This window comes from Paenibacillus sp. P4_A9, assembly GCF_056402415.1.
In genome coordinates this window covers 129,564-151,529 of the sequence record NZ_JBFUHL010000008.1, presented here as the reverse complement: position 1 = coordinate 151,529, position 21,966 = coordinate 129,564, and the positions used below count along the sequence as shown (strand labels likewise).

The following is a 21,966-nucleotide window of genomic DNA, read 5'->3' as shown; positions in this document are numbered from 1 at the left end:
GCTTACTAGAGAGTTTATATGGAGACGTCCAGAGAACGAGAATCCGCAATTAGTCATTACGGATAAGGCCAATTTTTCCATAGTGCCTGAATCTTTTCAAGAAGTGTTCATAAGCAGTGTACCCCCACAGGAGGCAGAATTAGGGCGTATTCAGATGAACGCAGTTATGATGCACTATGATCTCGAGCGGTGGAAGGTCGAGGTTGAGCGGATATTAACTGATTCATATTTAAAACAAGATACTCCGTTTTATCGCATCATACTGACCATGAAAAACCCTGATTTGGAAGTGGAATTCTCATGTCGTTTTGAGATCGTGCAATCGGAGCTTTCAAATTGTTTCGGAAAGGATAGCTTATGACCGAACAAGAAATGAATCGTCTAGATCAAAATGATGAGCAAGAGGTACATCAAGGGGTACATAACTTCACCATTGAATCGAAGTGGATAAAGCCGGATAATCCCGTTCTTTTGGAACGTCTTGAGTGGTTCAAAGATCAAAAATTAGGGTTCATGATTCACTGGGGTCCATACTCCCAACTTGGCATAGAAGCATCATGGCCATTAAGTGATGAGGATGCAGACTGGTCTCGTGAGCTCATCGATTGGGAAAAGGATAGTGAAGCATTCAAACGTCAGTATTTTGGCTTGAACCAAACATTTAATCCGATTCGCTTTCAACCGGAAGTGTGGGCTGAGTTAGCAAAAGAAGGCGGATTTAAATATGTAATCTTTACAACCAAGCATCATGATGGCTTTTGCATGTGGGACACCCGAACAACCGATTATCGGATAACCGGGACGGATACGCCCTTCCATACTCATCAATATGCGGACATATGTAAATATGTATTCAATGCGTTCCGCGAGAAAGACTTGGGGATTACAGCTTACTTCTCCAAAGCGGATTGGCATACGCCTTATTACTGGGCACCTGGAATGGAACGCAGTCGTTCAACTTGGCGAGGACCGTCCTATGATCCAGAGCAATATCCATCATTATGGGAAGAGTTTGTCCAGTTTACACATAAACAAATAGATGAAATAACGACCCAGTATGGAAGAATCGACGTACTATGGCTGGATGCCGGTTGGGTAAGACCCAGCTGTCAAGGTCAGGATATTCGACTTGGAGAAGCGATTGAGAGGGCTCGTAGAAATCAACCATGGCTACTTTCAGCTGATCGTACAGTTGGAGGCAATTATGAAAATTTCGTCACTCCGGAACAAGAGATTCCAGAGGAGCCGATGGATATTCCTTGGGAAAGCTGTATAACACTCGGGACTTCGTGGTCGTTTAATTATGATGACCACATTAACTTTAAGTCAACACGACAGTTGGTACATATTCTTCTTGAGGTCGTCGCAAAGGGAGGCAATTTGGCTATTAATGTTGGACCTGGGCCGGATGGTCGATTGCCAATGGAAGTTATTAGTCGAGTGAAGGAATTGGGTGTTTGGATGAAAACGTACGGTGAAGCGGTCTACGGAACAAGAATTTGCTCACCGTATTATACAGGCAACTGTGCGTTTACCAAAAAAGACGAAAGTGTCTATTGTTCGTATCTATACAAAACGGCAGACACGTTGGTAACGGACTCGGTTTCGATCCCTTATAGGGGACCAGCTTCGAGCATAGAGTTGGTGGGCACATATGAGAAACTGGCTTATAGCCATACAGACGAAGGCTTGTCCATCAGGCTTCCTGAGTCCGTGATCGCTCGCGAGGCGCCAATCGCCCATGTCTTCCGTATCCTTACAGCATAAGGGTTTAACAGTAAACTGCAACTCTAATTTAATTAAGGAAGTGACGTAAATGAGCTTGATTACTAATGTATTTAATAAAGCGCTAATTATTTCTATGAATGAAGAAATAAGGCTTTTAGATTGCGAAAGCACCCTTGCGAATCAAATTCATCTCTCCAAAACGTGGGAAGGTGATGCCTGTAAAAGCACGATTATCAACCAAGGCGACAGCTGCGTAAGACTAAAAGAAGTCATTATGTTCACGGGAGAACATGGCCTGAAAGAAAATACACCTATGTACGGTGAAGGATATAGCAAACTCTCCCAATATGGGGGAACGATTAGCGAACCAAAGTTTTTCGGGAGTTATAATGATCACACGCATTATCGGATGCCGACTGTTGACGGTTTATCTACCGTGTATAATTTGTTGCTATTGTCCCCTTCGTCGACCGAGTATTATTTAATGGCGTTTGTTTCTTCTAACCGTTTCAGAAGCGAGTTTAGAATCAACGATAAGTTTCTTGAGATTGCTCTGGACTTGGAGGGAGTGTTGTTAGAACCCGGACAAAGCCTAGAGTTGGAGATCTTTCATTGGTTCCAGGGAGCAGATAGGGAGCAACTGATGTTGGAACTGGCAACACAGCTCGATCAGCATCATCCGAAGTTAGCGTATGCGCAACCGCCTACAGGATGGTGTTCATGGGCATGTTATGGGCCCGAAGTCACCGAATTAGACGTAGAAGTAAATATGAATGCGATTACCGAGCGAAATCTTGATTTGGAATTTATTCAAATCGATGACGGTTATCAAGCTTATATGGGAGATTGGCTTACGATGCATCCGGACTTCGGAAGCGACGTGAAAAGGATTTGCGATAAAATCAAGAGCAAAGGATTAAAGCCCGCTATTTGGGTCGCTCCGTTCATTGCGGAGGAGCAATCCACTTTATTCAAAGAGCATCCGGAGTGGTTCGTAAAAGACGAATTTGATCGACCATTACCTTCGGATCGAGATTCATTCGGAGGTTGGAGGAGAGGTCCATGGTACATGCTCGATGGATCACATCCCGAGGCTCGCGATTTTCTGCGAAAGCTGTTCAGGACTATGAGAGAAGAATGGGGTTGTACATATTTTAAATTAGATGCGAATATGTGGGGAGCGCTTCCGTTTGGCAAGAGGTACGATCCCTCTTATACAAGCATTCAAGCTTATCGGCAAGGTATGGAAGCGATACTCGAGGGTGCGGGTCCGGATAGTTTCATCCTCGGCTGTAACGCGCCGATGTGGCCGTCGCTTGGGCTGGTGCACGGGATGAGAATCGCGAACGATATTTTACGTACGTGGAGCAGCTTCCATGATGTGGCGAAAGAAAACCTCAGGCGGAATTGGCAGCATCAACGCATCTGGATAAATGATCCTGATTGCGCGTTGTTTGAGAATTTGGAGAGGGAACAACTGGAACCAGATGGAAATATTGTGATGACCAAATCGGACTTGACGGATAATGAATTCATTTTTCTTGCGACCTTTATTAAAGCGACAGGCGCTATGGTTTTGTCGGGGGATAAAGTCGTCGAGATGTCGGAGAAGTCGACGGCGTTGTTGAAGAAACTATTGCCTCCTTCGGGAGTTGCAGCAAAATTTCAGGATTCGAGCCTTACTATCGGCAGAGTGGAACTTCAGAATAAGGAAATGGTGTTCTTGTTTAACTGGGAAGACCATCCAATAACCTTGGAAGTTCAAATCCCGAGCAGTAAGAACAGTCGGATCGAGGATTTCTGGACGGGTGAAATCACAGCCGCCGACCAAGAGATCATTCAGGTCGAGCTCGGTAAACATGAAGCAAAATTGTTGATCTGTTCGTAGGTGCGGGTTCGCTACAGGACAATGGAGAAAGCAGCATGAAGGAAATCTKGTTGCAGAATAAAGAACGGGGAATCCGGAGAAGTTGGTCAGGATCAGTCTGCCGATTAAAAAAGTTCGGATGAAAGAACAGGGCAAACAAAGCCCTGTCTTTTTAATGCAGATATTGAAGGAATACCAATCACCGAACAAAGGGAGTAAGGCTACTTAAAGAGGAACATAACAATTTTCGTAAAAATGTACATTTTCATACATGTTCTGCTTGTATATTCTAACAACTCAAACGGGCAGTCTTTTTTCTGATCAAAAAGTAATATAGCTTATGGGTGGGGAGGATAAACCTGGCTACGAATGCGCTTCCGATATTGATTGGGCGATTCACTTAGGTATCGGGTAAATTGTCTCGAAAAATAATGCACGGAAGAAAAGCCGAGTTTGTCCGCGATGCTCGTAACCGATATGTTCGTTTCTCGGAGCTCGGTTTTTGCATGTTCCAACCGGCAGCGCATGAAGTACTGATTAGGACTGTCGCCGGTTTCTTTTCGGAACAACTCATACAGATAAGCTTCGCTCAGCTTAAAGGTATTCGCCCAATCAGAGATACGGAAATCATCCGTCAGATTCATTCGCATCCATGTGATGATGGCACGGATCCGGGGATCGTTAGGCTCAAAGGGATTAGACAAGAAGCGTACAAAACCGGTCAAAAACATCTCGAACAATGAGCGCAGTCGGATGGCCGCCGTAAAGTCCACTGAGTCGAATTCTCTGATTATGGATAGGTAGGCGTCAAGCCATTCGGCTTGGGCTGGAACTCTTGTTTTGACTTTCAGCGGCCAGTTGAAGGAATGCTGCGGATAGGCGCTAAAATCGACACGCGCTGCGCTCAGATTAGAATCGAACGAATCGAGTCGGTATTCGTTGAGATGTTCGTCTCCTTTCGGCTTTGGTGACGTGTTCCAGAGCAGATCGACGTAGACGGAAACGTGGACCATCGGATCTTTGCTGTCTGCGGCGTAGCTGTGCACGATGCCCGGCTCGAAATAGAACAAGTCGTACGGCTCAGCAAGGTGTTCTTCTTCACCGATAGTAACGGTTCCCTGTCCGCTTTTGATAAAAGTAAAAGTATGCGAATAGGGGAGTCGAGGCGGGATTTTCTGACTGGGATGAAAAGGATACACGCCTGCACCCACGACACGCGATCGAATCTCTTGAAAGGATATAATCTGAGTTTGATCCGACAATTCTTTTTCTCCTTTTATATGTGTAATTGATCCTCGAATCATGCAAAAAGTATATCATATGCTATATGCTATATTGAACAGACAATCCCTGGAAGATATATCAGGGACTGTGAGTGAATCACGAAAAGTAATTAATTAATAATGATTCCAACTCAAATTGAAAGCCTGACTAACGAATAAATTCGGAAGTCAGGCATTTATTATTTGGGCACATCGTCACACATGTAGAATGCTGCTCACTTCTGAGGCGGCAAAAAAGATGCTCACAAATTGCTCACGCAATAGAGTAAATTACAATGATCTAAAATATATTTCATTCCAGTACGGATTGTGCAAAAACCTTGATATTACGCGCTATTTTCCTCTATCATTAACTAAAGTTAATGACGATAAAGCACGCTACCGTCATTATGCTGATAACGGCTGCAGGAGGAACTCGCGGCTTAAGAATTTAATGGAAGCAGAACGAAAGTACACACGTATATAGCTCTTTTGATGTTAATTTGACTAAACGATTAGGGTAATAAAAGGGTAACGCTATGCGAATAGACAATGCACGTACATGAGAAGGCATCTACAACTCAGACTTTTATGAAACAAAATGTTGAAAGAAGTACTTCAAAACTTATTTGTAGTTCAGCTTTTTTACCCATAAATACCACTTCAAAACTTAATTTGTAAATCGACTTTATAAGAAAAGCCAGCAAACCCTTGTGTTTGCTGGCTTCTTGCACTTCAAAACTTATTTGTCACCCATCATCGGGTGACAAATAAGTTTTGAAGTAGACAATAAAGTTTTGAAGTGACAAATAAAGTTCTGAAGTAACAAACAAAGTTTTGAAGTGACAAATATAGTTCTGAAGTATGGAACCATGATCTATTTGGCGAGATTGTATAGTACCAAGATATATAGGACATTTGTCCTTAGTCAGCAGTTGCGTTCACTCCATTGGGTGCACGCATATTGAATTTATGATGAGTAGAGGTAGTGCTATACGCAAAACGCAGATGAATAGACACAAGGATGGTAGAGGTCAAGGATATGGAAAGGTAAAATCAATCTCTATTAACGAATTTTCAATAGACAAGGAATGGCTATCGAAATACTCGTTCATATCCGACAAACTCCATGTATTATCTCGTCGTGTCTAAAAGTATGTAAGACTTTCATACAAGTTGTTCTAGACTAACTTTCGGACAAAGCGGTTGTGGTTTCTAAAGGTGAAAAAATAGTAGCATAAAAGTCAATAGGGTGACGGTATCTGGCTCATTGAAGGAAGAGTTTGTGGAGAAATTAGTGTAGGAGATATCTTAAGTGTTACTACAAATAGCCGTGAGAGCCAAGTAATCATTTTCATTAAAAGGAGTTGTCCCACTCTCATGGATTCTATCCTAGGACGGGGCTTTGATGTGAAAGGTGCACAAAACGGTCAAGAGTGGCCGAAGCAAGGACAGGAACGTATAAGATGCGTCCCCACTCCTCGAAGGTTTTATTGGACGTAACAATGGTCCCCGTCTTGTCTACAAAGGCTACTTCTCCATCTAATATGATGTTTTATCTTCGTTGGAATCAACTAGTTCAGGTTACTGAAGAGTATAGTCATTGTGATGGCGCGTTTTTTCCAGGGGGAATAGTTGTGAGACTCATATTTATATAGACGAATTCCTGAAACTTCCATTATAGTATTAACTGTATACGGGTTAATATTATGAGAGGGTAAAAATAAAGAAGAAGTTGTTCATTGTTCTTACTGGTGCTGTCGTATCATTATCATCAATGGCTACTGGAGTTCACTTATTAATACGGATTGAAACGGGGGCCCGATATGCTGCAGGTAAAGACAAGAATGAACGGGATGTATAAAGTACTGATCTCCTATTTACTGATTTTAGTTATCCCCATTGTGATCGGTTTCTTCGTGCACTACAAAACGTTACACGTTATTGAGGAGGAATCGAAACAAAGCGGTTTGGCAATGATGGATCAGACCGGAAAAATCGTGGACGAGCAGCTAGACTTTATAACGGGAATTACAAATCGACTCGCTGTTAATAGTAATATAATGCGTTTTTCAAACGTCAAATTGCCATTAATTGATCAGAATTATTATGAATTAATTGAACTGACAAGAGAGCTGGAGAGTCAACGGTTCTTAAATGCCTATATAAAGGATATCCTCTTGATTTACAAAAATTCGGATATTGTTCTTACAACACGCGGTACATATGACGGAAGTGAGGGATACGAAAAGTTCATTAAATATGGTTCTCTTTCCTACCAAGAGTGGACAGAGGAAATGACGACTCCAGGGTATACCTTCCATAAGCCTCAAACTGTTCTATACAGTGGAGGACCTGTAGAAACATTAGCCTTCTCTTTTCCGATAAATCCTGGTGGAGGCGCCCACATTGATGCGTCTGTTGTCGTTTACATCGACTTAGCGAAAATCAGGAGTATCCTGACGCCCGTATCATCCCGATTAGGAGGCTGGGCGTTCGCGGTGAATAAAGCGGACGAAGTGATGGTCACCACCGATTCCAAAGGGATTACTCCATTAGACTTTGCTCTTACTACCGCTGAAGGCAGCTTCATTTCAATTGATTCCGTTAGGTATTACGTTACCTCGAGCAAATCGGCGTTATTAGGTTGGAGATATTTCCTGATCACGCCCGAAGATGTATTCCTAAATAAAGTAAAATACGTTAGACAGTCGATATGGATCATCACGTTGATCTCTCTTATTTTTGGAGCGATAACAGCGCTATATCTTTCTTATCGGAATCGTCGACCGTTTGTCCGGTTGATAAGGGAATTACATGACATTTCCACAAGCCATGATGAATTGAAGAACGTAATGGAGCAACAGCTTCCGGTATTACAAACGGTATTTATCGAGAAGGTCATGCGAGGGGAGTTTAAAAGTGAGGGAGAAGCGAAAACTTTCGCGGAACACGCGAAGCTTTCTTATAAGGGGAATGTGTTCATATGGATCGTCATTCGAATTGAAAATTATGACGGGTCCATTACAAACAGGAACGTTCAGGAGCTTCAAAACAATAAATTTATAATTAAAAACTTAGTAAATGATTTACTCTTACCTGTGTACGCAAATGATTTGAACGAGGACACGGTGGCCCTCCTGCACATCTCTGCAGAATCGGAGGCTGAATGCGAGAAACGTCTGGAAGAAGGGCTGGGCAAACTGTTGCAGCTCATTACTAATAAATTTAAGATTAACAGTCATCTAACAGTAGGATCATTCCAACCAAGAATTACAGAGAGCTGGAAATCATTCTATGAAGCGTTCGGCGCATCTGATTTATCTGTAATGAATCAAATCTTGTGGACAGATCTGTTGGATATGTCGAATGACTATTATTTTCCGCTTGAGATTGAACATAAGCTGGTTCATACCGTAAAAGGCGGGGATGAAGAAGCACTCAATTCACTCTTGGAGCATATTTTCACTAGTAATTTTAAACAGCGAAAAATATCCGTAGACAATAAGCATCAACTCATAATGGAGCTTAAAGGCAGTGTTTACAAAATTATTAGTCAAATCCCCAAAAACGAAGGTACCTTGAGGTCAGAGATCGAAAAAGCCATGGAAAAGATAGATATTAAGGATGTGACCTATTCATTTAATAAACTGTCCAATGTCTTCAAAGAGTTGCAGCGTTGCTACATTAAGCTGAAGCAATCTCAGCATCATGAGATCATTTTTATGATGTTGGATTACGTCAATAAACATTTCAGCAACCCGGATCTTTCCCTTACAACTTTGGCAACGGATTTCGAATTATCGGAAAACTATATATCCTTTCTGTTCAAAGACCGAATGGAAAACAATTTCTCCACATATTTGGAAAACCTGCGTATGGGGAAAGCTTGCGAGCTGCTAGAGACTACTGACATGTCAATTCAAGATATCGCGATACAGGTCGGTTATAATAACGACAAGTCTTTTCGCCGTGCATTCAAGAGGGTGAAAGGTGTACAGCCTACGGTATATCGGGATCAATCATAAATGTATAGAAAACTCTTTTGTTTCTTATCGAAACAAAAGAGTTTTCTTTTAAATGGGGGCGATTTTGTAAAGGAACACTTCCTACGGCAGCACACTTTTTACAACATTAATTTCTTAAAACCTGCACTTGCCCATGTTGGACTCGAACGTCATGAAAATCGTGTGCTGAAGATGGAACTGTTCCTTTACGTAAATCATTGGATATCTTAATGTTGGTGTCATACATATCACAAGTTGTAGTTGCAGCCGTAATTCACCGAATGTTGAAAGGAGAACGAGAGTGAATGTTACCATTAAAGCCGTTACTAAAAATGAATACAAAAAACAGCGTAGGCATAAAAACTTCAAAAAGTGTTGATTTAATAAAAAGGATTAAAAAAAACAAGTTCCTAATATTACTGTTCCTGCCGGGGTTGCTGTACTTTATCATCTTCGACTATATCCCAATGGGGGGGATCGTTCTTGCTTTTAAAGATTACAATGTATTCAAGGGAATATTTAATAGCCCCTGGGTCGGTTTCAGATATTTCGAAGCATTTTTCAGTGATCCTAACTTCTTCAGGCTGTTACGGAATACAGTTCTACTAAGTGTCTATAATCTTATTTTTAGTTTTCCGGCGCCTTTAATCCTAGCACTACTGCTAAATGAACTAAAGTGGTCTCCTTTTAAAAAGGTCGTACAAACCGTTACTTATGTTCCCCATTTCATATCAACAGCCATTATAGTAGGCATTATGGTTACATTTTTATCACCGTCGACTGGGATAATAAATACGCTCCTTCATTCAATATTCAATATTGAGCCCATTTATTTTTTCGGTGATCCGGCATATTTCAGAACGCTGTATATTGCGTCAGGCATTTGGGCACATATAGGTTTCGGAAGCATCATTTATCTAGCAGCAATAGCAGGAGTAGACCCTCAGCTATATGAAGCTTGTAAAATTGATGGAGGCGACAGGTGGAAGCAGCTGATACACATAACCATACCCGGAATCATTCCCACGATTGTGATACTCCTGATTTTAAATATTGGAGGTCTTATGAGTGTGGGTTCGGAGAAGGTCTTACTCATGTATAACCCGCTGACCTACGAAACAGCTGATGTGTACTCAACATATGTATACCGTATCGGGCTGATGGGTGCAAATTTCAGCATAGGAACCGCAATCGGACTTTTTAACAATATAGTTGGCTTAATTCTGATAATTCTGGCAAACAGAATCGCCAGACGTGTCAGTGAACATAGTTTGTGGTAAAGGATGGATATTAAATGAAAACGAGTTTATCTTCGAAAACTTTTGATACATTTAATGTATTGGTGCTTGCTTTACTTTGCTGTATTACGATTTATCCGTTTGTTTATGTCTTTTCCAGTTCTGTCAGCGACTCGATTTTTGTTGAATCGAATGCGATTAAGCTTTTTCCCAAGGGATTTAACTTGAGTGCATACGAGAAAATAATCGACGACAGATTTATCTGGATGGGATATTACAATACAATTATTTATACTGTTTTTGGCACTTTATTAACAGTTGTACTTGTGTTTACTACCGCTTATCCTCTGTCGAAAAAGTCATTCATTTTCGTTACTTTTTTTACTTTCATGATAACGATTACAATGTTTTTCAGTGGAGGCCTTATTCCCAACTACCTGCTGGCTAATGCGCTTGGAATGGTAAATACAAGATGGGCTTTGATTATACCCGGAGCGCTGGGAGCCATGAATGTTTTTATGGTGCGTACGTTTTTGAGAGCCTTGCCGGAAGCTCTGGATGAAGCTGCGTTAATTGATGGTGCGAACGAAATCCAGATATTAGTCAAAATAGTTATTCCACTGTCAAAACCTATTTTTGCGACGATTGCTCTTTTTACTGCAGTTCATCATTGGAATGCTTTTATGCCTGCGATGATATATCTGCAGGATCCCAAATTGTTTCCGCTTCAGGTAGTTCTTTACAAGATTCTTATTGAGTCTCAGACCATGGACAGGGCGGCTTCGGATTCTATGGCTTTGGTGCAGGTGTCTTCGGCTTCTATAAAGTATGCAATAATAATCGTTTCAACTCTGCCCATCCTTCTGGTTTATCCTTTTGTTCAGAAGTATTTCGTTAAAGGAATCGTGATCGGCTCCATCAAAGGGTAAGTGTAACATGCTGCTGTACAATTTATCTGGTTATTCTACCTTTTTAAAAGGTAATGACAAATATAATATAAAAAAAACGGAGGTCTCATTCATGAAAAAGAAGTTTTTTCAAGTGAGTAGTATTTTACTCGGTGCGCTTCTCTTGGTTCCAACAATTACCGGTTGTTCACAGAATTCAGCAGAACAGCCTAGTGTAAGCAGTAAACCTACTGAAGCAGCAAAACCCGCCAGTAATAAGATTACAGATACTTCTGTTGAAATCAGCTGGATGATGAGAGAGGATCCACAGTTTCCAATTGTTGGCGACTCACCGTTTTTTAAGAAGCTTCAGGAAATCACTGGTRTAAAAGTCAATCCTATTCCTGTTCCGGACAGTGAGTTGACTAAAAAGCTGAATCTTGCTGCCGCATCCGGTAATCTTCCCGATATCGTCCAGGGAAGCGATCTCGACTTTTTTTTAAGGTATGGAGTAGATGGCGCATTCGCTCCGCTGAACGATTTGATTGATAAATATGCCCCTGATATCAAAAAATACATGCAGAATCCGTTATATGCAGAAGCTAAATTCTGGGCTGCGGCTTCAAACGGTAAACAATACGTCATTCCTACATTCAGGACGCAGCCTTCATTCAACAGCCATTTCATGATCAGGACTGACTGGCTCAACCAGTTGAATTTGAAGGCACCACAGGATATCAACGAGCTTTATTCGGTTTTGAAAACCATAAAGGAAAAGGATCCTGCTGGTGGCGGGAAAACAATTCCGTTCTCAACAATAAATAAATTGAATATGAACCATTTCTATACACTATTCGACATCAATTATGAATATTTTGTCGACAACGGAGTTGTCAAGTTAGGTGCTATAGACGACAGGATGAAGACTGCAATCCAGTGGCTGGCGACATTCCAGAAGGAAGGCCTAATGCAGAAGGAGTTCTTGTCAGTATCGGAGGATCAGTATTATGAAGGAGTTTACGGTAACAAGGTAGCGGTCGCTCTCAATTCTACAAGCAGGATTAATGCGGCGAACGATGCACTTGAAAAGAATTTTGCAGGAAAGGGTTATACCTTTGAATTGCTCGAGCCCATGAAAAGCGCAACCGGGGTAAGAAGAGGAGATACCGATAGCATGTTGAAGCAGCCTATCGCGATCAATGCAAAGTCTAAGAATCAAGAAATTGCAGTGAAGCTCCTTAATTTCTTCTTTACAGATGAAGGAGTCCGTCTTGTTAACATGGGCATTGGGCAAGGTGTAGATTTAGGCATTGCGACGATTAAAGATAATAAATATACCATAACTCCTGATAGTCTTGACAAGATGAAGCAATTCGGTGCGATGATCTATCAAACTCCACTTGCGAACACGTACCAGCCGGTCATTGATAAACCGAATAAGACTCAATTGGCTGAACAATTACTTGCATCTAAATATACTTTTACAGCGGATTTATCAAAGACTACCGTAGGTACTAAATTCAGATTCACAAAATTTACTCCAGATGAAACAAAAAGGGTAGCTGAACTTGTCGGACCGATTTTTTCACTCAGGGATGAATACCTGTCCAAGTTTATAACAGGCCTTCTGCCGATGGACAAATGGGATGAGTATACTGGCAAGATGAAGGCTCTGAAAGTGGAGGAATTGATGAGCATATACAACACAGGGTATAAGAGATACGTAGATTCGGCTAAATAAATCTAAAATAATCAAGTGGCAAAAAAGATATCGCCGACACTCCGGTGAATTTCCGATCTGAGAGTTAGCACGGTGTATAGAGCAGGGCTGTAAAAAAGATCCTAAACACAGGGTTTACACAGCTATTAAGCTGTTCCTGTGTTTAGGATCTCTTCTTTATCCTAAATGTATTACCATTGAATGGAGGTAAATATGAATATCAATTATGAAGAACCGATCAGATTTATCGGCGAAGAAACAGTTAATATAGACTACCCCCATGGAGAACTGCCTCCGGCAATCGGTGTCAACAGCATTCAAGTATTAAGAGCTAACCGTGAAAACCCGCAGGAAGCGGAAGATACGGGTTGGACTTATAATCATTCACCGATGCTTTCCTACCACAACGGCAAGATTTACCTTGAATACCTTAGTAATGAGATTGAAGAGCATGTGCCACCGGGACATACACTTCTTACTGTTTCAAAAGACGGGATGCATTGGAGCAAGCCCAAAGTGATATTTCCGGTTTATAAAGTACCCGATGGTCTTTTCGAATATGATGGCAAAAAGCTGCCGGACAATACATATGCTGTGATGCACCAGCGCATGGGATATTACTTAGCACCGAACGGAAAGTTTCTGGTTCTTGCCAATTATGGTATATCGCCAAGCTTTGATCAGGTTCCCTTCGGAAGGTTCAGCATTGGAAGAGTAGTCAGAGAAATATACCCAGATGATTCACTTGGGCCGATTTTCTTTATCCGTTACAATAAAAATACGATATGGAATGAAAGTAATACATCCTACCCAATTTATACAAGGTCCGAGGATGTTAAGTTTATAGAAGCCTGTGAGCAGCTTATGGCGGATCCACTTGTCACACAGCAGTGGGCAGAGGAGCAGGGCGACGATGATGAGCTTGTTACTGTGAAGTCAAGGGACGGAGGAGCCTTTTACAACAAGGCGTTTTGCAGATACAGGCTTCCCGACCGTACAGTTATTGGACTCTGGAAATGGATGAAAGCCGCAGTTAGCCATGATGAAGGAAAATCCTGGTCAAAAGTTGCACTAACTCCTACGATTACACATGGTGGCTCTAAAATATGGGGTCAAAAGACTTCGGATAACAGATACGCTTTAGTTTACAACCCGCACACAAATAATGGCATCAGGTGGCCTTTGGCGGTAGTTACGGGTTCTGACGGGCTGACTTTCGATAAAATGATGCATGTCATCAGCGACATCTCACCGAAAAGATATGTCGGAGGACCATTCAAAAGACCGGGTTTCAATTATTTCCGGGGCATCGAAACAAATGAAGGCGTTGGGCCAGATGGGGCCATGTATGTGGCATACAGTGTAAACAAGGAGGATATTTGGATCAGCCGTTTGCAGGTACCCATTACGGGTACGGTCGAGCAGGATGTGCATGAGGATTTCAGCAGCATGCAGGAGGATTCCTGGATTGAAGGCTGGAATGTTTACAGTCCGAAATGGGCACCGGTTAAAATCGCTTCTAGCCCTGACGGGGCAGGTAAATGTCTGATGCTTGAGGACTTTGACCCCCATGAATATGCCAAAGCGGAAAAAGTCTTTCCTGAAGGCGTCAATGTAGAGGTATCATTGAGGATAATGGCCCCCCAGAACGATAAGGGAAGCCTTTATATCGAATTGTGCAATAATAAGGGCAGGACGCCTTTTAAGGTCATATTTGGCGATAACGGAGAACTGATCATACACCATGGGCGTAACCATCAGAAATTTGCAAATTATGAAGCTGGCAGATGGTATGATGTCAAAATTGTAGCAGATACCAAAAACCATATGTTTAATGTTGAACTGGATGGAAAATCCCTAGGTTCAAATCAAATATACCAAGGGCAATCAACAGGCATGAATGGATGGTTTTTCGAAGCTCCTGTAAAAACACTTGATAGGATTGTGTTTAGAACCGGTCCTGTAAGAAGGGAACTCGATCTCGATTATTTATGGACTGATGACTGCGACCTCCAGCACGCAGGCGAAAAAACAGATGCTTTTAAATATTACATTAAAAGTCTAGATACTGCATCCAAGCTTTAATGAATAAATGAATATACATCTGCATCAACAGCAAGTAGCTTTTGTATACTTGCTGTTGATGTTTCTTTCATTACTAATTTACGCTGAAATTTATATTACTGGAGGGTAAGAGATGGTTCTGAACCTTGCTCATCGGGGAGCATCCGAATATGCCCCTGAAAATACATTGGCAGCCTTTTATAAGGCAATAGAGTTGGAGTCTGCAGGAATAGAAATGGATATTCAGCGGACAATGGATGGTCACCTTGTTATTTTTCATGATGATGTTGTTGATGAAAAGACCGATGGAAAGGGACCGGTATCTTCCTATCGATTGAATGAGCTAAAGCAATTGGATGCCGGTTCATGGTTTTCACCTGTTTATAAAGGAGAAAGAATTATAACTTTCGAGGAGTTTCTTCATTTCTTCGGCAGGAGAGAACTTGTATTTGCTTTCGAATTAAAAGTGCCGGACATTGAGCAGCAAACACTGGAGTTGATTAACAGGTATGGAATCCGGGACAAAACAACCATCACCTCCTTTCATTATGATTATCTTGCCAATATGCGCCGTTTGGACAGTACAATTTCCCTTGGCCACCTTGTAGAAGTCATCGATATGGAGGCCATTAACCGCCTGAAAGACATTCAGGCAACCCAGATTTGCCCAAATGCGAACTTGCTGCACGCAGATCAGGTTTCGCTAGCCCGTCAGCACAATTTTAATGTAAGAGCCTGGAAGGTCACAGATACCTCAGTAATGATGAAAGCCATTGATTGTGGTGCAGACGGGATGACGGTTAATTTTCCTGACAAACTGAATGAAGTATTGCGAGGGCTGAAAACTATATCGAACGGATAACTTATGCCGGCGATAGGACTCCATATGATAGATTGCTTGATTAGTTTTAATAATGGAGGGATAAAATTGATAGATCATAAAGAGATACTAATATCAGATTTGACTGTATGTCAGCCCTCAGAGAGCATAGCGGATAGAGGTATAACTGGAAAATGGTGGAAGGAAAGTTATGAGCTTGAGGATGGTACTAAAGGTAACATGCTCTTTGCGGATCCATTGGACATGGTTCCGGAATTGGTGTTAAAGCCGGGATTATCGGGAAAGTACAAAATATTCGTTGGTGTTAACTATCCTTTCCAGCGATACAGCAGTAGTGGTTTCAACTATGGTTCAATCTTTTTGAAATTGAGCAGCGACGAGGGTTTTTCCAGGTTTGGCGCTGAGAAATACGATATGCATGCGGAAGGTAAATATCCTCCCAAAACACTGCCTGAGAAGGCGACAAAGCAGCACTACAATACAATTTATGAGACATATTGGAAGACAGAGGTCTTAAGCGGGCAAGATATCATAATCAGTGCGCCCAAAGCGCCATATAACACTCTTGAATATGGAGAAGTAGCTAATATCTCGTACATACGTTTTATTCCGGCTGATTCCACAGATATGGAACTTGATGAGAAACTGAAGCAAAATAAAAATACGCGCAATCTTATGTCAATTTGGTGCTCAGGAGCGCTAACCGGGCATACTGCAGGGCATCCCATGTACCATCCCACCGAAAGCAGGTGGTTTGATGATGAAATTCAAGCCCTTAGGGCTAATGATTTCGGAATTATCTGTGTTGAAGCAATGCGAGGAAATTTGTGCCTTTTTAAAACAAAATATGGAGATGTGGGCACATGGGATAAATCCTGGGGGGAAGACTGGACCGACCCGCTTGAGGAATTTACAAAAAAAGGTCATGAAGCGGGTCTTCAGGTTTTTGCAGCATTGCGAATGATGGGTGCCGGGAGGCCTTATAATCGAAATCCTATTAGCTGGTCAAGACATTACTGGGACCATCCGGAATGGTCCAAACGTGATGCGGAAGGCAACCCTATTGCCAATATAAGCCTGGCCTTTCCCGAAGCCAGACAGCACTGGCTGAACCTCATTTCTGAAGCTTTAGACTACGGTATTGACGGAATCCACCTTCACTTGAATAGAAGCGCCCCATTCGTACTCTTTGAGGAGCCGTTGGTAAGTGCATTCATGCAGGAATACGGTATTCATCCAAAGGAACTGCCCGAAGGCGACACAAGATACCTGAAGCACGCAGCATCATATCTCACACAGTTTTTACGTGAGATACGTATGTTGCTGGATGAAAAGCCAGGAAGAAGACTCTCTGTAATTATTGCAGGTTCCCAGGAATTTATTCCCGGACTTATTGTAAATGGCTGCGATGTTGACTCATGGATGAAGGAGAATCTCCTTGACATACTTTGCTTTGACCATAACACCGACCCTGCATATATGAACTACTGGAAGGAGCTCTCCAACGGCAAGGTACAGATGCTATATAGCCTTATGCCCAGAACGCAGCCTGGACAGTATTATGCAGACCTGGCACGTAAACTGTATAATGCCGGTGCAGATGGCTTCACGGTATGGGATTGTGAACGCAGGTTCCAGAGGGCGAGTGAATGGGCTGTACTTAAGCGCCTTGGGCACAGGGATATGCTTGACCAACTGGAGGAAGTTGCACCAACTTATTTTAAAACATCAGCCATCAAGTTTCACATGGGTTTAAATGTAAAGTATTCATACAAAGACGGTTGACATATATGCACAATTTGAGGAAGGAAATTCAAACAAGAAGGGAGGTTATATGAATATGAAAAAATATTATGAATTTGAAAAGGTAAAAAAGGCTGTACCTTTTGAGACTATACCAGATGAAGTACGTGCCCAATATCTGAGACCGGGAGAACTACTGGCCATACAGGAGAATTTTTCTGTAGCCTTCCAGCCGATAGGCACATTAGAATGGCACGGAAGGCAGAACCCCATAGGGTGTGATGCTATAAAGGCTGAGATGCTGTGTATCAGTACTGCTAAAAAGATAGGTGGTGTAGTAATGCCACCATTTTACTTTTCCACCGACGTTTATCGTGACTGTGGAAACGGTTATGGGCTTGGTATGGATCCAGAAGCAGGGTTTCAACTACCTGGTTCTTTCTACCAAATTGATACATCTCTTCTAAAGAACTTTATTCTAAATGCTTGTCAGAACTACCTTCAACGTGGCTTTAAAATGGTCGTCCTCGTATCAGGCCATAACCCTTCGATTCAGCAAAATTTGATGGACGAAGTATGCTATTCTATGAAAACTGATGAAGGGCAAGAACCAGTAATTTTTACAATGGAGTATACCGTAATAGAAAAGGGGAATCCAAGAAGAGTCTCCGATCATGCAGCTGGCTATGAAACGAGTATGATGCTTCATCTCGCTCATGACAGAGTAAACATGAAAGCCAATGACATGCAGGAAATACCTGACCTTGGAATTGGGGGCCGTACTTCCTATCTAGATGCTTCTAAGGAAGAAGGAATGGCCTGTTTTGAACTACAGGTAGAGGGTATGTCAAAATTTGTAACGAAACACTACCAAAAGCTGATTAGCGGAAGTTGACTTTATTGCGCAGTTTGAGGAGCTTTTGCAATAAATTTACCCAATAAAGATACATTAGGAGAGTGCAACTAATGGAGACAACTGGTGACACGGCCAAGTTAACATTTTCAATGAACGAAATGGCTGGGGAGGCTCCTATGCTTAAGCTTTCGGAGAATTTGTTCTTGTATGAAGATACGTGCCATGTCTATGTGGTGAAAAGCGGAAAGGATGCCGTCCTGATTGATTTCGGAAGCGGCGATGTGCTAGAACGGCTTGCGGAAATTGGTGTTGAGCGCGTAGCAGCCGTCCTAATGACACATCATCATCGTGATCAAGGCCAGGGATTACCGCGAGCGGTTGATAAGGGGATCCCGATCTGGGTACCGCATATGGAGCAGGACTTGTTTGCCCATGTGGATGCCCACTGGCAAGCGCGTGAAGTGTATAACAACTACAATACCCGTCAGGATCGATTTTCCCTTCTAGAGCCGGTGGTGATTGCAGGGACGCTAAAAGATTATGAAACGCGCGAGCTTGCAGGCTGCACGTTTACTGTTGTTCCAACACCAGGACATACAACTGGGTCCATAACGTTGATGACGCGAATCGATGGCTGCGATGTCGCATTTACCGGAGACCTGATCGCAGGCCCCGGCAAGCTGTGGTCGCTGGCCGCGACGCAGTGGTCCTACAACGGCGGGGAGGGGCTTAAGGCTACTGTCTTATCCTTGCTCGATCTGCAGGAGCGGGGACCTGAGCTGCTTTTGCCATCCCATGGCGAACGGATAGAACAACCGGCTGCGGGTATAGAGCGGCTAATCGAGAAGCTGCGGGAGCTGATGCACTACCGAAAACAGGACAAGTGGTTATTTCAGCTACGTGAGAAACCGTTCGGGGAAGTCACGCCGAATTTCCTACGCAGCCTTACGAGCAACGCGAACTACTATATACTGCTGTCTAAGAGCGGAAAAGCGCTGTTTTTCGATTTCGGCTATGACTTTAGAAGCGGAAAAATCGCCGGTTTTGATCGGGCGTCTAGTAGGCCATGGTTGTATACGCTGGGCACGCTGAAAAAGCAGTATGGCGTAACAAAGGTGGAAGCAGTCGTACCGACCCATTTCCATGACGATCATGTGGCCGGCATTAATTTGCTGAGGGATCAGGAACGGACGGAGGTGTGGGCTGCGGAAATTTTCGCCGATGTGCTTCGGCGTCCAGCCGATTATGACTTGCCATGCCTCTGGCATGATCCGATTCACGTTGATCGGGAACTGCCCCTCGGTGAGGAAATTCGCTGGGAAGAGTACACCTTCACCTTGTATCCCCTGCCAGGACATGTCCTGAACGCGGTAGCCATTGCTTTGGAGGTAGACGGCAAGCGAGTGCTTATAGCCGGAGATCAGTATCAAGATAACGAAGGAATGCAGGCTAATTATGTATACCAGAACAGATTCAGCAAGCGTGATTACGTAGAGAGCGCAGCGCTGTACCGTAAACTCCAGCCTGACGTCATTGTGACGGGACATTGGGACCCGCTGTGGGTTAAGCCTGATTACTTGGATAGGCTGGAGGAGCTAGGCGATGCAATAGATAGACTTCACCGAGAGCTCCTACCCCTTGAAGATGTAGATTTCGGCGCAGAAGGTGTGGGGCTGCGTATTTCACCTTACCAGACTGAGATGCGCATCGGTGAATCGGCTGCCTTGTGCGTGGAGGTCATGAACCCGTTCCCGCGCGAAGCATTCGCAGAAGTACAGCTTGTTATGCCTTCTGGCTGGCGGGCAGAGCCAGAGCGAATGTCGTTGCAGCTCCATGCTAATGCCACCCAGCGTGTCGAATTCCGCATCATCCCTTCATCGGGTTCAACTGTATGGCGCCGAGCGCGAGTGGCGGCCGACTTGACTGTGGATGGAAGACGTTTCGGTCAGCAGGCGGAGGCGCTCATTTCGGTGAATGAAGCAACTAACTGATTTTCATATATTCAGGAAAGGGGATTGCCATGAACACTAGAACAGAGATCATGATAAGCGATATGGGGGCATGCCTTCCAACTTCTAGCATATCTGATAATTGGGGAGCGGGGCTATGGCATCGTGTCCCTTACGAGCTTGAGAACGGGACTAAAGGGGTCATGCTGTTTGCAGAACCCGAAGACCATGCTTCGGAAATCGTTTTGAAACTGAATATAACAGGCCGCTACAAAATTTTTGTGGGAATGAATTATGGTTTTTGCGTATATCACAACGCTCATACCGACCGCTTGGTGGAATGGGACTATGGAGCCATTTTCTTAAAGTTGACTGGCGACAACGGATTTTCCCGTATTGGCAATGAGAAATATGATCAGCATGCGCAAAAAAAATACCGTGAGAAGTTCCAGTCAGAAAAAAATGGGAAGCATTCCTTCAATACTATTTATGAAACATATTGGAAAACGGCCGAGTTGACAGGAGAGGACTTAGTATTACGTCCTCCTGGGGAGCCTTATGACAATAAGTATTATGGCCAGCTTGCCAATATTTCCTACATCCGTCTAGTTCCAGAAGATAAGGAAGACCAGCTGCTGGAAGAGTCGCTTAAGTCTTCTTCTGATACTCGGAATATGGCGGCTATATGGTGTACTGGTGCGCTTACAGGTCATACCGCAGGACAAACCATGTATCATCCCACGGATAAGATGTGGTTTGAAAATGAATTTGAGCCATTCCGCAATTCCGATTTCGGTATTTTTTGCTTTGAAGCTATGCGTGGAAACCTATGTTTGTTCAAAACCAAGACTGGCGATGTAGGCACCTTGGACAAGTCTTGGCCTGAGGGGTGGGTGGATCCCTTGGAAGAGTTCACCCGGCTAGCTCACAATGAAGGAATGAAGGCTTTTGCTAGCCTTAGAATGATGGGGGGAAGCCGTCCTTATAGCCGTTATCCTATTAACTGGAGTCGGTTTTTCTGGGATCATTTGGAGTGGGCTAAGCGAGACAAGGAAGGTAATCCATGCGGCAATTCCAGTATTGCCTTCAAAGGGGTTCGAGACCACTGGCTAACCCTCATTTCCGAGGCTCTGGCATATGGGATCGACGGCATCCAGCTTCACTTTAATCGCGCTAATCCTTTTGTTCTGTATGAAGAGCCGGCGATTCAAGATTTCATCGAGCAATTTAGCATAGATCCTCGCACCTTACCTGAGGATGATGCAAGGTGGATCAAACATTGTGCAAGCTACACCACTCAGTTCCTGCGCGAAATTCGTGCTCTATTAGACGAGAAGCCCAATAGAGAGCTGTCGGTTCTAATCTCAGGCTTTGATAACTTCGAGCCAGGAGTACCTCAAAAAGATTGTGATGTTGATGTGTGGCTGGATGAAGGTCTCATCAATTATTTGTTTTTAGATCATCAAGTTAATCCAACTTATATCAACTATTGGAAGGAATATTCCAATCACAGTGTACCCGTATATTACAGCCTAATGCCAAGAACAATGCCAGGCGAGGATTTCGCTAATCGCGCTGAAGAGTTGTATGAAGCAGGAGCAGACGGTTTTTGCATATGGGATTGCGAGCGCCGAGTTTCACGGATAAGCGAATGGAATGTGATAAAGCATTTAGGGCACAGACGCCAGCTTAGTCTCATAAAGAATAGGGCCCCTTCTTACTTTTCAATAAATCGAATTAAGACTCATAAGGGTCTAAATGTCAAATATTCCTACAAGGATGGTTGAACTTGTTTCTCAAAAAA

15 protein-coding genes are annotated in these 21,966 nt (G+C 43.1%); 13 read left to right on the top strand and 2 right to left on the bottom strand.

What is annotated here, in order from left to right; genetic code table 11:
* The 3 genes from AC1DVJ_RS09245 to AC1DVJ_RS09235 all read left to right on the top strand — a co-directional run.
* The coding region (locus AC1DVJ_RS09245; RefSeq protein ID WP_477590104.1) for a hypothetical protein at positions 1 to 361 on the top strand (361 nt) is incomplete at its 5' end.
* On the top strand, positions 358 to 1,767 hold the full coding sequence (locus AC1DVJ_RS09240; protein WP_477590103.1) for an alpha-L-fucosidase: 1,410 nt from the start codon (positions 358 to 360) through the stop codon (positions 1,765 to 1,767). The genes AC1DVJ_RS09245 and AC1DVJ_RS09240, both read left to right, overlap by 4 nt.
* A 49-nt stretch (positions 1,768 to 1,816) precedes the next feature.
* Positions 1,817 to 3,616, top strand: coding sequence for a glycoside hydrolase family 36 protein (locus tag AC1DVJ_RS09235; RefSeq protein WP_477590101.1), 1,800 nt, complete (start codon positions 1,817 to 1,819; stop codon positions 3,614 to 3,616).
* 317 nt (positions 3,617 to 3,933) lie between these two features.
* On the opposite strand, the gene AC1DVJ_RS09230 is transcribed toward AC1DVJ_RS09235, so the two are convergent.
* The gene (locus AC1DVJ_RS09230) at positions 3,934 to 4,899 is read right to left on the bottom strand and encodes a helix-turn-helix domain-containing protein (protein ID WP_477590100.1); all 966 of its coding nucleotides are present in this window, start codon (positions 4,897 to 4,899) and stop codon (positions 3,934 to 3,936) included.
* Between the two features lie 1,345 nt (positions 4,900 to 6,244).
* A complete protein-coding gene (locus AC1DVJ_RS09225; RefSeq protein ID WP_477590118.1) occupies positions 6,245 to 6,406 on the bottom strand; it encodes an ATP-binding protein in 162 nt (53 codons plus the stop codon).
* Between the two features lie 277 nt (positions 6,407 to 6,683).
* Here AC1DVJ_RS09225 and AC1DVJ_RS09220 point away from each other — a divergent pair, with 277 nt between their 5' ends.
* The 10 genes from AC1DVJ_RS09220 to AC1DVJ_RS09175 all read left to right on the top strand — a co-directional run bounded on the left by AC1DVJ_RS09220 (position 6,684) and on the right by AC1DVJ_RS09175 (position 21,949).
* Entirely contained in the window at positions 6,684 to 8,885 is a 2,202-nt protein-coding gene (locus tag AC1DVJ_RS09220) for a helix-turn-helix domain-containing protein (RefSeq protein WP_477590098.1), read from the top strand.
* 284 nt (positions 8,886 to 9,169) lie between these two features.
* Positions 9,170 to 10,144 carry an ABC transporter permease gene (locus AC1DVJ_RS09215; RefSeq protein WP_477590096.1) on the top strand — a complete coding sequence of 325 codons (975 nt, stop codon included), beginning with the start codon at positions 9,170 to 9,172 and terminating at the stop codon, positions 10,142 to 10,144.
* A gap of 14 nt (positions 10,145 to 10,158) precedes the next feature.
* Positions 10,159 to 11,031 carry a carbohydrate ABC transporter permease gene (locus AC1DVJ_RS09210; RefSeq protein ID WP_477590094.1) on the top strand — a complete coding sequence of 291 codons (873 nt, stop codon included), beginning with the start codon at positions 10,159 to 10,161 and terminating at the stop codon, positions 11,029 to 11,031.
* A gap of 91 nt (positions 11,032 to 11,122) precedes the next feature.
* Positions 11,123 to 12,730, top strand: a complete 1,608-nt coding sequence (locus tag AC1DVJ_RS09205) for an extracellular solute-binding protein (RefSeq protein ID WP_477590092.1) — start codon at positions 11,123 to 11,125, stop codon at positions 12,728 to 12,730.
* 192 nt (positions 12,731 to 12,922) lie between these two features.
* Entirely contained in the window at positions 12,923 to 14,794 is a 1,872-nt protein-coding gene (locus tag AC1DVJ_RS09200) for a hypothetical protein (protein WP_477590091.1), read from the top strand.
* Between the two features lie 112 nt (positions 14,795 to 14,906).
* The gene (locus AC1DVJ_RS09195; protein ID WP_477590089.1) at positions 14,907 to 15,635 is read left to right on the top strand and encodes a glycerophosphodiester phosphodiesterase; all 729 of its coding nucleotides are present in this window, start codon (positions 14,907 to 14,909) and stop codon (positions 15,633 to 15,635) included.
* 66 nt (positions 15,636 to 15,701) lie between these two features.
* The gene (locus AC1DVJ_RS09190) at positions 15,702 to 17,399 is read left to right on the top strand and encodes a glycoside hydrolase family protein (protein WP_477590087.1); all 1,698 of its coding nucleotides are present in this window, start codon (positions 15,702 to 15,704) and stop codon (positions 17,397 to 17,399) included.
* Positions 17,400 to 17,448: 49 nt separating this feature from the next.
* Positions 17,449 to 18,252, top strand: a complete 804-nt coding sequence (locus tag AC1DVJ_RS09185; protein ID WP_477590085.1) for a creatininase family protein — start codon at positions 17,449 to 17,451, stop codon at positions 18,250 to 18,252.
* Positions 18,253 to 18,323: 71 nt separating this feature from the next.
* Positions 18,324 to 20,204: an MBL fold metallo-hydrolase gene (locus AC1DVJ_RS09180; protein ID WP_477590083.1), complete on the top strand. Its 1,881-nt coding sequence runs from the start codon at positions 18,324 to 18,326 to the stop codon at positions 20,202 to 20,204.
* Positions 20,205 to 20,233: 29 nt separating this feature from the next.
* Complete coding sequence (locus AC1DVJ_RS09175; RefSeq protein WP_477590081.1) at positions 20,234 to 21,949, top strand: glycoside hydrolase family protein; 1,716 nt, start codon at positions 20,234 to 20,236, stop codon at positions 21,947 to 21,949.
* The last annotated feature ends 17 nt before the right edge of the window (positions 21,950 to 21,966 follow it).

Coding starts and splice junctions, on each gene's coding strand:
- AC1DVJ_RS09240 (WP_477590103.1), top strand. CDS start 358: ATGACCGAACAAGAAATGAATCGTCTAGATCAAAATGATGAGCAAGAG.
- AC1DVJ_RS09235 (WP_477590101.1), top strand. CDS start 1,817: ATGAGCTTGATTACTAATGTATTTAATAAAGCGCTAATTATTTCTATG.
- AC1DVJ_RS09230 (WP_477590100.1), bottom strand. CDS start 4,899: ATGATTCGAGGATCAATTACACATATAAAAGGAGAAAAAGAATTGTCG.
- AC1DVJ_RS09220 (WP_477590098.1), top strand. CDS start 6,684: ATGCTGCAGGTAAAGACAAGAATGAACGGGATGTATAAAGTACTGATC.
- AC1DVJ_RS09215 (WP_477590096.1), top strand. CDS start 9,170: ATGTTACCATTAAAGCCGTTACTAAAAATGAATACAAAAAACAGCGTA.
- AC1DVJ_RS09210 (WP_477590094.1), top strand. CDS start 10,159: ATGAAAACGAGTTTATCTTCGAAAACTTTTGATACATTTAATGTATTG.
- AC1DVJ_RS09200 (WP_477590091.1), top strand. CDS start 12,923: ATGAATATCAATTATGAAGAACCGATCAGATTTATCGGCGAAGAAACA.
- AC1DVJ_RS09195 (WP_477590089.1), top strand. CDS start 14,907: ATGGTTCTGAACCTTGCTCATCGGGGAGCATCCGAATATGCCCCTGAA.
- AC1DVJ_RS09185 (WP_477590085.1), top strand. CDS start 17,449: ATGAATATGAAAAAATATTATGAATTTGAAAAGGTAAAAAAGGCTGTA.
- AC1DVJ_RS09180 (WP_477590083.1), top strand. CDS start 18,324: ATGGAGACAACTGGTGACACGGCCAAGTTAACATTTTCAATGAACGAA.
- AC1DVJ_RS09175 (WP_477590081.1), top strand. CDS start 20,234: ATGAACACTAGAACAGAGATCATGATAAGCGATATGGGGGCATGCCTT.